Source organism: Azospirillum sp. A26, from assembly GCF_042604635.1.
GTDB lineage: Bacteria > Pseudomonadota > Alphaproteobacteria > Azospirillales > Azospirillaceae > Azospirillum > Azospirillum palustre.
In genome coordinates, this window is the sequence record NZ_CP170477.1 from 66,303 (window position 1) to 80,597 (window position 14,295).

General features: G+C 69.9%; 13 protein-coding genes. 8 read left to right on the forward strand and 5 right to left on the reverse strand.

All coding sequences use genetic code 11. The features are described 5' to 3' along the window. The first annotated feature begins 102 nt into the window (after nucleotides 1-102). Nucleotides 103-1,779, forward strand: a complete 1,677-nt coding sequence (locus tag ABNQ39_RS35270; protein WP_376967457.1) for a PAS domain-containing sensor histidine kinase — start codon at nucleotides 103-105, stop codon at nucleotides 1,777-1,779. Between the two features lie 62 nt (nucleotides 1,780-1,841). Next, nucleotides 1,842-3,071, forward strand: coding sequence for a serine hydrolase (locus tag ABNQ39_RS35275; RefSeq protein ID WP_376967459.1), 1,230 nt, complete (start codon nucleotides 1,842-1,844; stop codon nucleotides 3,069-3,071). 16 nt (nucleotides 3,072-3,087) lie between these two features. Here ABNQ39_RS35275 and ABNQ39_RS35280 read toward each other — a convergent pair whose 3' ends face one another. Beyond that, nucleotides 3,088-5,325 (reverse strand): response regulator, encoded by a 2,238-nt coding sequence (locus ABNQ39_RS35280; RefSeq protein WP_376967461.1) that lies wholly within the window; start codon nucleotides 5,323-5,325, stop codon nucleotides 3,088-3,090. Between the two features lie 254 nt (nucleotides 5,326-5,579). Then, the gene (locus ABNQ39_RS35285; protein WP_376967463.1) at nucleotides 5,580-6,026 is read right to left on the reverse strand and encodes a MerR family transcriptional regulator; all 447 of its coding nucleotides are present in this window, start codon (nucleotides 6,024-6,026) and stop codon (nucleotides 5,580-5,582) included. A gap of 91 nt (nucleotides 6,027-6,117) precedes the next feature. Between ABNQ39_RS35285 and ABNQ39_RS35290 the strand changes: the two genes are divergently transcribed. From ABNQ39_RS35290 to ABNQ39_RS35310, 5 genes are all read left to right on the forward strand, one after another. Next, entirely contained in the window at nucleotides 6,118-8,400 is a 2,283-nt protein-coding gene (locus ABNQ39_RS35290) for a heavy metal translocating P-type ATPase (RefSeq protein ID WP_376967465.1), read from the forward strand. Nucleotides 8,401-8,440: 40 nt separating this feature from the next. Then, nucleotides 8,441-8,920 carry a DUF411 domain-containing protein gene (locus ABNQ39_RS35295; protein WP_376967467.1) on the forward strand — a complete coding sequence of 160 codons (480 nt, stop codon included), beginning with the start codon at nucleotides 8,441-8,443 and terminating at the stop codon, nucleotides 8,918-8,920. Between the two features lie 96 nt (nucleotides 8,921-9,016). Further along, complete coding sequence (locus ABNQ39_RS35300; RefSeq protein WP_042695816.1) at nucleotides 9,017-9,286, forward strand: metal-sensing transcriptional repressor; 270 nt, start codon at nucleotides 9,017-9,019, stop codon at nucleotides 9,284-9,286. Between the two features lie 10 nt (nucleotides 9,287-9,296). Beyond that, complete coding sequence (locus ABNQ39_RS35305; RefSeq protein WP_376967469.1) at nucleotides 9,297-10,151, forward strand: nickel/cobalt efflux transporter; 855 nt, start codon at nucleotides 9,297-9,299, stop codon at nucleotides 10,149-10,151. Between the two features lie 12 nt (nucleotides 10,152-10,163). Further along, nucleotides 10,164-10,553 (forward strand): YkvA family protein, encoded by a 390-nt coding sequence (locus ABNQ39_RS35310; RefSeq protein ID WP_376967471.1) that lies wholly within the window; start codon nucleotides 10,164-10,166, stop codon nucleotides 10,551-10,553. An 11-nt stretch (nucleotides 10,554-10,564) separates the two neighbouring features. On the opposite strand, the gene ABNQ39_RS35315 is transcribed toward ABNQ39_RS35310, so the two are convergent. Then, nucleotides 10,565-11,107, reverse strand: coding sequence for a D-glycero-alpha-D-manno-heptose-1,7-bisphosphate 7-phosphatase (locus ABNQ39_RS35315; RefSeq protein WP_376967473.1), 543 nt, complete (start codon nucleotides 11,105-11,107; stop codon nucleotides 10,565-10,567). Between the two features lie 152 nt (nucleotides 11,108-11,259). After that, nucleotides 11,260-11,748, reverse strand: a complete 489-nt coding sequence (locus tag ABNQ39_RS35320) for a hypothetical protein (RefSeq protein WP_376967475.1) — start codon at nucleotides 11,746-11,748, stop codon at nucleotides 11,260-11,262. A gap of 192 nt (nucleotides 11,749-11,940) precedes the next feature. Here ABNQ39_RS35320 and ABNQ39_RS35325 point away from each other — a divergent pair, with 192 nt between their 5' ends. Beyond that, nucleotides 11,941-13,140, forward strand: coding sequence for a helix-turn-helix transcriptional regulator (locus ABNQ39_RS35325; protein WP_376967477.1), 1,200 nt, complete (start codon nucleotides 11,941-11,943; stop codon nucleotides 13,138-13,140). Between the two features lie 312 nt (nucleotides 13,141-13,452). Here ABNQ39_RS35325 and aqpZ read toward each other — a convergent pair whose 3' ends face one another. Next, complete coding sequence (gene aqpZ, locus ABNQ39_RS35330) at nucleotides 13,453-14,187, reverse strand: aquaporin Z (RefSeq protein WP_376967567.1); 735 nt, start codon at nucleotides 14,185-14,187, stop codon at nucleotides 13,453-13,455. Nucleotides 14,188-14,295: the final 108 nt, after the last annotated feature.

Here is a 14,295-nt window from a genome sequence, read left to right on the forward strand (position 1 = left end):
TACCTGACTATTCGCATTGGGTTATTGACCCCGTCGGCGTCGAACGGGGATCATCGGAGTTCCCGTTTCTCACTCCCCCCTGTGTTCCGGAAAGTCGTTGTTATGAAGGACGAACGTGTCGCGCCCGCCTGGGAACCTATCTCCGGCGAACGGCAGTTCCGCCTGCTGGTCCAGAGCGTGGTCGACTATGCGATCTTCATGCTCGATCCCACCGGCGTCGTCCGCAGCTGGAATGCGGGGGCGGCCCGGATGAAGGGCTATGCCGCCGACGAGATCATCGGCCGGCATTTCTCCAGCTTCTACACGCCGGAGGACCGCGCCGCCGGCGTGCCGCAGCGCGCGCTCGCCACCGCCCTGTCGGAGGGCAGGTTCGAGGCGGAGGGCTGGCGTCTGCGCAAGGACGGCACCCGCTTCTGGGCCAGCGTCGTCATCGACCCCATCCGTGACGAGACCGGGACCTTGCGCGGCTTCGCCAAGGTCACCCGCGACATCACCGAGCGCCGCAAGGCCCAGCAGGCGCTGGATGAGGCGCGCGAGGCCCTGGCCCAGGCGCAGAAGATGGAGGCGGTCGGCCAGCTGACCGGCGGCGTGGCCCACGACTTCAACAACCTGTTGCAGGCGATCAGCAGCAGCCTGGATCTGATCGACCAGCGGCTGTCGGCCGGGCGCAGCGACATCGCCCCCTTCACCGCCACCGCCCGCGCCGCGGTGGACCGGGCCGCCACCCTGACCCGTCGCCTGCTGGCCTTCGCCCGGCGCCAGCCGCTGAGGCCGGAGCGTGTCGATTTGAACGCGCTGGTGGCCGGGTTGTGGGACCTGCTCGGCCGTTCGGTGGGCGAGCAGATCCGGCTGGAGCGGCGGCTGGGGGAGACGCTGTGGCCGGTCCATGCCGACGTGAACCAGATCGAAAGCGCCTTGCTGAACTTGGTGATCAACGCCCGCGACGCCATGCCGGACGGCGGGTGCGTGACGGTCGAAACCGCCAACGCCGCTTTCGCACCGGCCGACCTCGTCAACGATCCCGGGGTGGAGGCCGGCGACTATGCGGTGCTGACCGTGCGCGACAGCGGGACCGGCATGCCGCCCGACGTGCTGGCCCGCGTCTTCGAACCTTTCTTCACCACCAAGCCGATCGGACAGGGCACCGGCCTGGGGCTGAGCCAGCTCTATGGCTTCGCCCTCCAGTCCGGGGGGTTCGTCCGCATCGACAGCACGGTCGGCCAGGGCACCGCGGTGCATCTCCACCTGCCGCGCGATCATGCCGCCGCCGCTTGCACCGGGCAGGCGGAGCCCGCCGCCGTGCCCGCGCTGCCGCCCGGCCGGACCGGGCGGGGCACCGTGTTGGTGGTGGAGGACGAGGAACTGGTCCGCATGCTGCTGGTGGAGGTGCTGGAGAGCGACGGCTACACCACGCTGGAAGCCGCCGACGGCACCTCGGCGCTTGCCCAACTGACAAATGCCCAAGCGGGAACCAAAGGCGTGGCCGGGGCAAATCCGCCGGTCGACCTGCTGGTGACCGATGTCGGGCTGCCCGGCCTGAACGGCCGTCAGCTGGCGGAGGCGGCGCAGGCGCACTATCCCGATCTGAAGGTCCTGTTCCTGACCGGCTATGCCTTTCAAGCCCTGGACGACAGGCACGGCGACGGCGAGGATGGGCTTGGCCACAACATGCGCATGCTGGCCAAGCCGGTGGCGGTCGACGCCTTCCGCGCCATGGTGCGGAAGCTCCTGTCCGACAGCCCTTCCGACGCCATGTCCGACGGCCCGGCCGGCGGATGACGCCCGTTGCCCTGTCCCATCCTGTCCCGCCTTTCCCCCGGCATCTAGGGAGACCTGAGACGATGCACCCGCTCGCCCGCGTCTCGACGCTGCTGCTCTCCCTGACCGTTCTCACGGTTCTGGTCGCGGTCCTGCTGACGCCCCTGCCTGCCTTGGCCAAGCGCTCGGCGAAAAAGACCTCTGGGCCGGTCGCCGCGGAGATCCTGATGGACGCCGGCAGCGGCACGGTCATCCAGGGGCGCAATGCCGACACCCTGACCTATCCGGCATCGCTGACGAAGATGATGACGCTGATGCTGACCTTCGAGGCGCTGGAGCGCGGCTCGCTGCGGCTGGACCAGAGCCTTGTGGTGTCGCAGCATGCCGCGTCGATGCCGCCGTCGCGGCTGTGGCTGGCCCCCGGCAGCACCATCACGGTGGAGCAGGCGATCCTGGCGCTGGTCACCCGCTCGGCCAACGACGTCGCGGTGGTGCTGGGTGAGGCGCTGGGCGGCAGCGAGACGGCCTTCGCCGCGAAGATGACCGCTCGTGCCCACGCGCTCGGCATGCGCCGCACGGTTTTCCGCAATGCGTCGGGCCTGCCCGACCGGCTGCAGCGGACGACAGCGCGCGACATGGCGATCCTCTCCCGCGCGTTGATCCGCGGCCACGCCCGGCATTACGCCTATTTCCAGCGCCGCAGCTTCGACTGGCAGGGCGACACGGTCTATGGCCACAACCGCCTGATGGCGCGCTATCCCGGCATGGACGGCATCAAGACCGGCTACATCGCCGCCTCCGGCTTCAACCTCGCCGCCTCGGCGGTGCGGGACGGCCGCCGCCTGATCGCGGTGGTGATGGGCGGGCACAGCGCCAACTCCCGCGACGACCGGGTGGCCGACCTGCTGGATGCCGGCTTCAAGCGTCCGACCAGCCCGGCCAGGCCGGCGCCCGTGCAGCCGGATCTGCTGATCACCAAGAACAGCGCTTCGATCGCCCAGCGCAGCACGGCGGTGAGCGTGGGCGCCCCCGCGGTGAAGCCGTCCGCTGCGAAATCCACCGGCGGTCCCTCCACGGGCGGTCCCTGGTCCATCCAGGTCGGCGCCTTCGCCAGCCATGCCGCCGCACAGAACAGCGCCCGCGCCACCGCCAAGCGCCTGGGCACCCTTGCCGCCGGCACCAGCCCTGCGGTCGTGCGTTCCGGTGGCCTCTACAAGGCCCGGCTGACCGGCTTTGCCGCGACGAAGGCCGATGCGGCCTGCACCGCCCTGAAGACGGCCGGGAAGGGCTGCTTCGCGCTTCAGGACCGGTGAGGCACCGCCTGCGGCCTCAGCAGCCGATGTCAGCACCCATGGCGGCGCGGGGGTCCCGCAGCGCCGTCATGATGTGCCCGATCAGGGTCGATGGCGGGATGGGTTTGGACAGGATGCGGATGCCGGGCTCGCGCCCCAGATCCTGCAGCACCGCCTTCTCGGCATAGCCGGTGACGATCAGGACCGGCAGTCCGGGGCGGTGACGGCGGACGAGGCGGGTCAGGTCGGCGCCGGTCATGCCGGGCATGGCGAAGTCGGTGACCAGCACGCCGATGCCCTCGTCCGCCTCCAGCAAAGCCAGGGCCTCCTCGCCGCTGGCGGCCTCCGACACCATGAGGCCGGCCTCGTCCAGCACCGCGGCATTCGCCATGCGGACCAGAGCGTCGTCCTCGACCAGCAGGATGCGCAGGGCGTCGGACGGTACGGGCAACGGGTCGGTTCCGGTGGAGGCCGCCGGGCCGACGGGCGCGTCCGCCCTGCTTCCCGGCAGGCTTTTTGCCGGAGCGTTGGGCAGGTACAGCGTCACCGCGGTGCCCAGGCCGGGATGGCTTTCCAGCCGGATGCCGCCGCCTGACTGGGCGGTCAGGCCATGCACCATGCTCAGCCCCAGCCCGCTGCCCTGTCCGACCGGCTTGGTGGTGAAGAAGGGGTCGCAGGCCCGCGCCAGCACATGCGCCGGCATGCCGGCCCCGCTGTCGCGCACGGTCACGGCGACATAGCCGCCGGGCGCCAGGGCGGGGGAAATGCCCTCCCCCACCGTTCCCACCGGCAGGCTGCTGACGGTGACGGTCAGGGTGCCACCGTCCGGCATGGCGTCGCGGGCGTTGATGGCGAGGTTCAGCAGGGCGATGTCGAACTGGTGGGGATCGACCAGCGCCGGCGGCACATCGGGGTCGCGGTCGATGCGGATGCGGATGGCGCCGCCCAGCGTGCGTTCCAGCAGCGTCGCCATCCCCGCCACCTGGGCGCCGAGATCGACCGGTGCCGGGGCCAGCCGCTGGCGACGGGCGAAGGCCAGCAGATGCTGGGTCAGGGTGGCGCCGCGGTCGACCGCCTGGCTCGCGACCTCCAGGGCCTGGCGGCTCTCTGCCCCGCGCAGCTCGCCGCCGGCCTCCAGCATGTGCAGGCTGGAGCGCACCGCCTGAAGCAGATTGTTGAAGTCGTGGGCGACGCCGCCGGTCAGCTGGCCCAACGCCTCCATCTTCTGCAATTGGCGGACATGCTCCTCCGCCTCGTCGCGGGCTTCCACCGCCTGCCGCCGCTCGCCGAGCGCGCGGTTGGCGGTCTCGTAGGCCAGGAACTGGCGGGCCATCGCCCACAGCATCAGGGCGAGCGCCACCGCGCTGACCAGCCCGGCGGCGGCAATGACGACCGCCTGACTCTCCCAGCGCGCCAGAATCTCCCCCCGTGTGCGGCTGACCGCGACGACCAACGGGTAGTTGCGCAGCTGCTGGACCGACAGGATGCGGTCCTCGCCGTCGATCGAACTTTTCAGGGTGGTCGCGGCGGTGCCGGACTGGGAGAGCTGACTGTCGATGATCGGGTCGGTGGCGACGATCCCGATCCTGTCCGGCGTCGGCGGGAAGCGCGCCAGCAGCATGCCGTCGCGCCACCACAGGCTGAAGCCGCTGCCCGGCGTCACATGGAGGCTGCGGTAGAACTGCTCGAAATAGGACAGGCGGATGACCCCGACGACCAGCCCGGCCAGCCCACCGTCCGGGTCGTTCACGCGCCGCGCGATGTAGAGCGTCCATTCCCGGGTGATAAGGCTCTGCGTCGGCCGGCTGAGATAGGCGCGTCTCGGATCGGCATCCTTGAGCGCCAGATAATAGTCGCGCTGGGACAGGTCGAGCACCGGGGCCGGGAACTGGCGGGTGAAATTGACCAGGGTGCCGTCGGCGGCGATCAGGCTCAACGCCTCCATCTGTGGCAGGCTGGATGCCTTGGCCTTCAGGATTTCGTAGACCTGCCGGTCCGTCCGCAGCCGGCTGAAGGCTTCGGGACTGCGCCGGTTCTCAAGCGGGATTTGCTCGGCGATCCCGCTGACGGTCAGGTCGATCCCTTCGATGGTGCGCGCCGTCTGCTCGGCCAGCGAGGCGTTGAGCGTGCGCAGGCCCAGCATCGCCTCGGTCACCGTCTCGCCATGCAGCCGGTCCAGGACCATCGCGGTGCCGCCGCATAGCACCGCCAGCAGGCCGATGCCGAGCGCCCCGATGCGCTGGAGCGGGCGGTTTTCCTTCAGAAGCCGCAGCATGAGGCCCGCTTCCGGTCCGCCTTTGCCGCCGCTCCCCCACTCATGTCCGAGCCTGCTCCCTTTATCGTCGCCATGGCGATCCGATCCTCCTGCAGGCCACCCTATGGCGCCCGCCGGAGTTACGGAAGGTTTCGACACTGCATGAGCTTGACTATAACCCCCGTGGCCCGCTGGGCAACCGCTTCCAGGTCATAGGGCGTGTCCGCCCGCCGCGGCGGTTCGTCCCGGCCAGGATTTTCAGCGCAGCCAGGGCTTCAGTGCCGGTCGTGCAGGCAGTGGGCGTGGTCGGCCAGCACCTCGATCACGTGGCAGCTGCGCACCTGATCCTGGGCGCAGCCCTCCACCATCCGCCGCACCTCGTCGCGCAGGGCTTCCAGCCGGGCGATCCGGGACTCGATCTCGGCCAGATGGGTGCGGGCCAGCAGGTCGGCTTCCCGGCAGGGCTGGCCCGGATCGTCGGCCATGGCCAGCAACTGGCGGATCGCCTCCACTTCGAACCCCAGCTCGCGGGCATGGCGGATGAAGCGCAGGCGGCGGACCGACCCGCCGTCGTACGTGCGCCGGTTGCTGCCGGTGCGCGGCGCCTCCGGCAGCAGGCCGATGCTCTCGTAATAGCGGATGGTCGGGATCTTCACGCCGGTCTGCTTGGCGAGCGCCCCGATGGTCAGGGGGGATGGCGTGGTGGCGGGCAGGCTGGACATGGTCGGCATTTCCCTCTTGATCCTCCAGTCACTGGAGGATCTAGGCTTTGGAAGAGCTGCCGGCAACGGCCATGATCGAGGAGCTTCTTCCATGCACGGACCAATTTCCGACTCCATTCCCGATCTCTTGGCCGATCCCTTGGCTGGTGCGCAGGCCGGCACCGCCCTGCACACCAGCCGCTACCGGGTTTCCGGCATGGATTGTGGCTCCTGCGCCGCCAAGATCGAAACGGCGCTGCGCCGGGTGCCGGGGATCCATGAGGTGCGAGTGTCGGTGCCCGCCGGGACGGTGACCGTCTCGCACGAGAGCATGCTGGGCGTCGATGCGGTGGTGCGTCCGCTGACGGCGCTTGGTTACGGCGCCATCCCCGCCGATGCGGTGGCAGAGGCCGGATCGGCAAGCTGCGGCGGGGGCTGCGGCGGGGCCGAGGCCCAGCCGCATTCTCACGCCCACTCTCATGACCATTCCCACGGGCACTCCCACAGCCATTCCCACGGCCACGACGATGCGTCCGAAGCCCCCTGGTGGCGGGGCCGCAAGGCTCGGCTGACCCTGGCGGCCGGTGCGGCCCTGGCCGCCGCGACGGCGCTGGGACTGCTGGTGCCGGCGGCGGAGCCTTGGGCCTTTCCGCTGGCGCTGCTGGTCGGGCTGGTTCCGGTCGCCCGCCGCGCCCTGGCGGCGGCACGGGCCGGAACCCCCTTCTCCATCGAGATGCTGATGACGGTCGCCGCCATCGGCGCGCTTTTGATCGGCGCGGTGGAGGAGGCGGCGACGGTCCTGGTCCTCTTCCTGGTCGGCGAACTGCTGGAGGGGGTGGCGGCCGGCCGGGCGCGGGCCGGCATCCGCGGGCTAACTGCGCTGGTCCCCGACACGGCGTTGCTGGAACAGGACGGCGGCGCCCCGCACCCCATTCCCGCCGCCGGGTTGGCCGTCGGCTCGATCATCCTGGTGCGGCCGGGCGACCGGGTGGCGGCCGACGGCGTCGTGCTGTCCGGCCGCAGCGCGGTTGACGAGTCCCCCGTCACCGGCGAAAGCGTGCCGAAACCGAAGGCCGAAGGCGACGAGGTCTTCGCCGGCACCATCAACGCCGACGGCGCGCTGCGCGTCCGCGTCACCGCCGCGGCGCGCGACAACACCATCGCCCGGATCGTCCGGCTGGTGGAGGAGGCGCAGGCGAGCAAGGCCCCGACCGAGCGGCTGATCGACCGCTTCGCCCGATTCTACACGCCGGGCATCGTCGGGGTGGCAGCGCTGGTCGCCGTGGTGCCGCCGCTGCTTTCCGGCGGCGACTGGACGGAGTGGATCTACCGCGCCCTGGCGGTGCTGCTGATCGGCTGCCCCTGCGCACTGGTGATCTCCACCCCGGCGGCCATCGCCGCCGGCCTGTCGAACGGCGCGCGGCGCGGGCTTCTGCTGAAGGGCGGCGCCGTGCTGGAGGCGTTGGGCGGCATCACCACCGTCGCCTTCGACAAGACCGGCACCCTGACGGAAGGCAAGCCCCGCGTCACCGACCTGATCCCTCTGCTGGGCAGCGAGGCGGAGTTGCTGGCCGATGCCGCGGCACTGGAGGCCGGATCGAGCCATCCGCTGGCCCGCGCCATTTTGGCCGCGGCGGCCGAACGCGGCATCGTCCCGCCGGCGGCCGGCGAAGTCACCGCCCTTCCCGGTGCCGGGCTGACCGGAAAAGTGGACGGCCGCCTGGTGGCCCTGCTGTCGCCCCAGGCCGCGGCATCGTCGCTGAGCGCGGCACAGGCGGACCAGGCCGCCGCCTTCGCCGAGGCGGGGAAGACGGTCTCGGTGCTGATGGTCGACGGCATCCCCACCGGACTGATCGCCATGCGCGACGAGCCGCGCCCCGATGTCCGCAGCGGGATCGCGGCGCTGGAGCGCGCCGGCATCCGCTCACTGATGGTGACCGGCGACAATGCCCGCACCGCCGGGGCGGTCGCCGGGATGCTGGGGATGGCGGCGCATGCCGAACTGGTGCCGGACGACAAGCTGCGCATCGTCCGCGATCTCCAGGCCCAGGGGCAGCGGGTGGCGAAGGTCGGCGACGGCATCAACGACGCCCCGGCGCTCGCCGCCGCCGATGTCGGCATCGCGATGGGCGGCGGCACCGACGTGGCGCTGGAGACGGCCGACGCCGCCATCCTGCACGGCCGGGTCGGCGATGTGGCGGCGCTGGTGGCGCTGTCGCGCCGCACCATGGCCAACATACGTCAAAACATCGCACTGGCTCTGGGCTTGAAGGCGGTCTTCCTGCTTACCACCGTGCTTGGTGTCACCGGGCTGTGGCCCGCGATCCTGGCGGACACCGGCGCCACCGTGCTGGTCACCGCCAACGCCCTGCGCCTTCTGTCCGTCCGCCCGTGAGCGTTCCGGTCAAGGCATTGATTCTGTTAGGAGAAGTTCTATGAACATGACACGACGGACGATGATGCGGGGGGCGGCGCTCGCCGTCCTGGCGCTCGGCCTCGGGTCCGTGGGGCTGCCGGGCATGGTCCGCGCCGCCGTCCCAACCGGCAACGCGGCGGTGGAGGTCTGGAAGGCGGCGAGCTGCGAATGCTGCGAAGGCTGGGTGCGGCACATGCGCGCGGCCGGCTTCGACGTCACCGTCCACACCGTCGACGACGTGACGCCGATGAAGCGGATGGCCGGCGTGCCGGACGATTTCGCCTCCTGCCACACGGCGCGAGTCGGCGGCTATGTGCTGGAAGGTCATGTGCCGGCCGAGGATGTGACGCGGCTGCTGGCCGAACGGCCGCAGGCCCGCGGGCTGGCGGTCCCCGGCATGCCGCAGGACGCCCCCGGCATGGATATGGCCAGCGGCCAGCCTTATCAGGTCATGCTGTTCGGCGCCGCCGGCGGCCCGCAGGTCTTCGCCCGCCACTGATTTCCCTGCCGGACCGGGGTGGCGACCCAAGCGTCACCCCGGCCGGGGAAGAGCTTGTCTTTGACTCTATCCCCTCCAGGGGGATAGGATCAGGGCATGAGCACGCACCATTCCCATCCCGACATCGTCAAGCGTCTGAAGCGCGCCGACGGTCACCTGCGCGGCATCATCGAGATGATCGAGGCCGAACGCCCCTGTCTGGACATCGCGCAGCAGCTCCACGCTGTGGAAAGCGCCGTGCGCGAGGCCAAGAAGCTGCTGATCCACGACCATCTCGACCATTGCCTGGACGCCGCGGTCGATGCCGGACCGGAGGAATCCCGCCGTTCCGTCGCCGAGTTCAAGGCGATCACCAAATACCTCTGAGGGGGCTGGAATGCCGGATTTCGCTGCCCTGTTGCAGCAGGGAGCCGGGCAGGCCTGGCTGTTCGTTCCCAGCGCCATCCTGCTGGGCGCCCTGCATGGGCTGGAGCCCGGCCATTCGAAGACCATGATGGCCGCCTTCATCGTCGCCATCCGCGGCACGGTGTTGCAGGCGGTCTTGCTGGGGCTGGCGGCGACGGTTTCGCACACGCTGGTGGTGTGGGTGGTGGCGCTCGCCGGGCTGCGGCTGGGCCAGGGGTGGGACGCCGCGACGACCGAGCCTTATTTCCAGGTCGCCTCGGCGGTGCTGATCGTCGTGGTGGCGCTGTGGATGATGGCGCGGACATGGCGGGAGCAGCATTCCCATCACCATCATGACGGCCATGAGCATGGCCATCGCCATCACCATGATCACCGCCACCATCATGACGACGAGCCGGAGGATGCGCACGCGCGGGCGCATGCCGAGGAAATCCGCCGCCGCTTCGACGGGCGGCCGGTCACCACCGGCCAGATCGTCCTGTTCGGCCTGACCGGCGGCCTGATCCCCTGCCCCGCCGCCATCACCGTCCTGCTGCTGTGCCTGCAATTGAAGGAGGTCGCCCTGGGTGGCGTGCTGGTGCTGTGCTTCAGCATCGGGCTGGCGCTGACCCTGATGTCGGCCGGCGTGATCGCGGCGGTGGGGATGCGCCATGCCGAGCGCCGCTGGTCCGGCGCCTTCGGCCGCATCGCCCGCCAAGCCCCCTATGTCTCCGGCGCTTTGATCCTGGCGGTCGGGCTTTACGTCGGTCTGCACGGGCTGTCGGGGCTGGGATACCATCTCGCCGGCTCGCCCTCCCTGTCCTCCGCCGTCCAGCGAGCGGGATAGGCCGGGCAGGTCATGCTCTCGGCGGCAAAGAGATGGGCGCGTGCGATCAAGCGCGACGTGCTGGCGGTCTATCTGGCGGCGCGCGACCCGCGCACCCCCTGGGGCGTCCGGGTCCTGGCGATGGCGGTCGCCGCCTATGCGCTGAGCCCGATCAACCTGATCCCCGACTTCATCCCGGTGCTGGGTTATCTGGACGACCTGCTGATCGTGCCGCTCGGCATCCTGCTGGTCGTCCGCCTGATCCCGCCGGAGCTTCTGGCCGAACACCGGGCCGCCGCGGCGCGCCGGTCCGCCTGGCCGGTCAGCGTCGCCGCCGCTGCGGTCATGGTCGCCCTCTGGCTGGCGGCGGGCGTCCTGCTGTGGCGGTGGCTGGCGCCGTCGTTCGAAGGCTGGCTGGTCTAGCCGTTACGCTCTCACGCCATCCTTACCAGGATTCCGGCGACGACGGCGTCGAGGTCACCGCCGCGGTAGAGCGTCCCCTCGATGCCCGCCCGCTGCGCCGCCTGCACGTCGGTGTCTCGGTCGCCGATCAGGAAGCTGCTCTTCGGCTCCACCGGCCATTCTGCCATCGCCTGCAACAGCATCCCCGGCTCCGGCTTGCGGCAGGCGCAGTCGGTGCGATAGGGCGGCTCGCCATGATCGGGGTGGTGCGGGCAATGATAGAAGGCGTCGACATGGGCGCCGACGGCGTTCAGTTCCTGCTGCATCCAGCGATGCAGGGTGCGCACATGCTCCTCGCTGTACAGGCCGCGGGCGACCCCACCCTGGTTGGTGACGACGAAGACCAGGAAGCCGGCGTCGTTCAGCCGCTTCACCGCCTCCCTGGCCCCCGGCATCCAGGTGATCTGGTCGGGACGGTGGGCGAAGCCGATGTCTTCGTTCAGCACGCCGTCGCGGTCGAAGAAGGCGGCCCTGTGGCGGCCGGCATTCCGGGTTTGGGAGGATGTGTCGGGCATGATGGCGGCATCGGGACTCTTAAGGATCGGTCGGCTTGAGAAGCCGCTTGGCAGTCCTGGTGTCAACCCGGATGCCGCTTTCCCAAATCAGATGCTTTGAAAATAAAATGACATGTCTTCATGAAAATATATGGTGAAACCATGCCATTGCCTTATCCCCGCTCGATGCGACGGACGCAGCCGAGCAGCAATTCCTCCAAATTGAGCGGCGGCATGTCGATGTGGATGGCTTCGAAGCCGCGGTTCCGCGCCCGGACCATCAGGTCGTGATTGGCCGCGGCGATGGACAGCAGGACAGGGCGGACGGGACTGTGCATCGCGGCCAGCTGGTCGAAGATGGATGGATGCTGCCCTCCGGCTTCCCGGCGCTCCGGTCCGGTCTCCCCCAACACGATCAGGTCGGGACCGATGGCACCGGACAAGGCGGCAGAAGACCGCGCCAGCAGAGCCAGCCCTTCCTCCATCGTCCCGCCCGCCACCACCTCCCAGCCCAGCGTCTCCAGGTAAAGCCGCAGCCCCTCGCGCAGCAACGGATTGCGGTCGGCGACCAGGGCCCAGCGCACCCTGCCTCCGGTCGTCCAATGCTGCGGCGATGGGCCGGCATGATCCATTCGGCCGTCATCGATCATGGACGCGGTCATGGGGGCGTGCTCCGGTTCGAAGACTCCTGTCTGCGGCAGGGATTCTTCCTGTGACTTTTAAGGAAAATTCCGGGGATCGCATCCTCCACATGACGGACGAGCTGTTCGGACGATGGTCATATGCAACCGATGGCGCTTGAGCGCGCGACGTTGTCTACGGGAAATTGATCGGAAACAGAGGATTTCCCTATCGTGGATGCCGCTGACCAGCTGATCGAGGACATCTACGACGCCGTGACCTTCCCGGAGCGCTGGGGAGGCGTCCTGGAGCGGCTCTGCGCCCTGACCGATGCGACGCATGGCTTCCTGTTCACCGCCGCTCCCCGTCATGACAGCCTGACCGCCGCGCTGTGGGCCCGCCACAACATCACGGACAGGCAGCTGGCCGACTACACCACGCATTTCCGCCACCGCGACGTCTGGGCGAACGCCGCGGCGGCGCGTGGCCTGCTGAACCGCTGCGTCGTCCGCCGCGGCGAGGAGCTGGTGCCGGATGCGGTTCTGCGGCGCTCCGCCTTCTTCAACGAGCTGCTGCGGGATCACGGCATGGGCCGGCTGTGCGCACTCACTTTGTCCGACGGCGGCGAGCTTGCGTCGGTGCAGCCGGTGCTGAGCCTCCATCGGCCCCCCGACGCCTCCCCCTTTCCCGACGAGACGCTCCGGCTTCTTCAGGACTGCGCCCCACATCTCCAGCGGGCGATGCGGCTGCGCGTCCGGTTGCTGGCAGGCCAGGACGGCCGGGAGGAGGCCCGCTGGAGCGACCGCGTCATCGACCGGCTGCCGATGGGGGTCGCCCTGCTCGACGCCGCCGGGCGGGTCGCCGGCCTGAACCGGGCCGGGCAGGCGATGATCGATGCGCGGGACGGCCTGCGGCTTGTGCAGGGGCGGTTGCAGGCCGAACAGGGCGGCGAGGCGCGGCGGCTTGCCCATCTGCTGGAGGCGGCGGTGTCGGCCGGCGGAAAGGGGGCGTCGGCGCGCCGGGGGGAGGCGGCCGATCTCCGGGTGTCGCGTCCCTCCGGCCGGGCGCCCTACCTGCTGAGCGTTCTGCCGCTGTCGCCCGAGGCTGCGGGACCGTTCGACGATGCGGATGGTGGGGGCGGGGGCGGCGGTGCGCGCATCCGGGCCGTGGTCTACATCGTCGACCCGGCCGCGGTGACGCCGGGGTTGGGAAAGCGGCTGGGCGCCCTGTTCGGCCTGACGGCGGTGGAGGCCGGCCTCGTCGTCGACCTGCTGGCCGACCTGACCCCGGCCGAGATCGGCGAGCGCCGCGGCGTGGCGATCAGCACGGTGCGCAGCCAGCTGCGCAGTGTCTTCGCCAAGACCGGAACCACCCGCCAGAGCGAGCTGATGAATCTGGTGAACCGCTGCCTGATGCTGCCGGAAGGGCCGTGATTGTCGCAGCCGTGATTGTCGGGGCCTTGACGGTCAAGGCAGCGCCGATACCACCAGGAGGCCGAGATAGATGCCGATGAACAGGCCCAGCACGATGCCGTAATCGGCCTCCGTCATCGGGTTGGAGTCGGGGTCGAACTGCCGCATGAATACGCCTTCTGCGCCGTTGGTCCTGCCTGAATAACAGTGGACGGCGGCGGAGCGTTGCGACATCGGCGTGGTATAGGGGGCGTGCCACGGGAAGCGGGCCATTCCGGGACCGGATCTTCTGCGAACCGGTCCCGTTGGCGATAAGGGCGTCTTGCGCCCGCTTCAGGTGGAGCTTTCCGGCTGCCCGGTGATGGCGGGTTTTGCCGGCATCTCCTCGGCAAGGGCGCGGTAGGCCAGCCCGCCCGCAAGGCCGCCGGCCAGCGGGGCAAGCCAGAACAGCCAGAGCTGCTGAAGCGCCCACCCGCCGACCACCAGGGCCGGACCGGTGCTGCGCGCCGGGTTCACCGAGGTGTTGGTGACCGGGATGCTGATCAGGTGGATCAGCACGAGCGCCATGCCGATGGCCAGCGGCGCGAAGCCGGCCGGCGCCCGCCGGTCAGTGGACCCCAGGATCACCAGCACGAAGAAGAAGGTCAGCACCAGCTCGATCGCCAGGGCCGAGGTGACGCTGTACTGGCCGGGCGAATGGGCGTCGTACCCGTTGGCGGCGAGGCCGTTGACGGCCAGGCTGTAATCGGCCTTTCCGGTGGCGATGGCATAGAGGACCAGGGCCACCGCGAAGGCGCCGACCAGCTGGGCCAGCACATAGGGCAGGATGTCCTTGGCCGGGAACCGCCCGCCGGCCCACAGCCCGACCGTGACTGCCGGGTTCAGATGACAGCCGGAGATGTGGCCGATGGAATAGGCCATGGTCAGGACGGTGAGGCCGAAGGCGAGCGACACGCCGAGCAATCCGATCCCGACCTGCGGAAAGGCGGCGGCGAGGACGGCACTGCCGCAGCCGCCGAAGACCAGCCAGAATGTTCCGAGAAACTCAGCGGAGCTGCGCCTAATCATACTCATGCCAACCTCCCACTGCTGTCAGGGTTGCCGAAGGCCGGCGGATGCCGGTGCGCAGACGAGGATAAATCCACTTCCGCGGGAGGGAGTTCGCGCGTTCGGGCA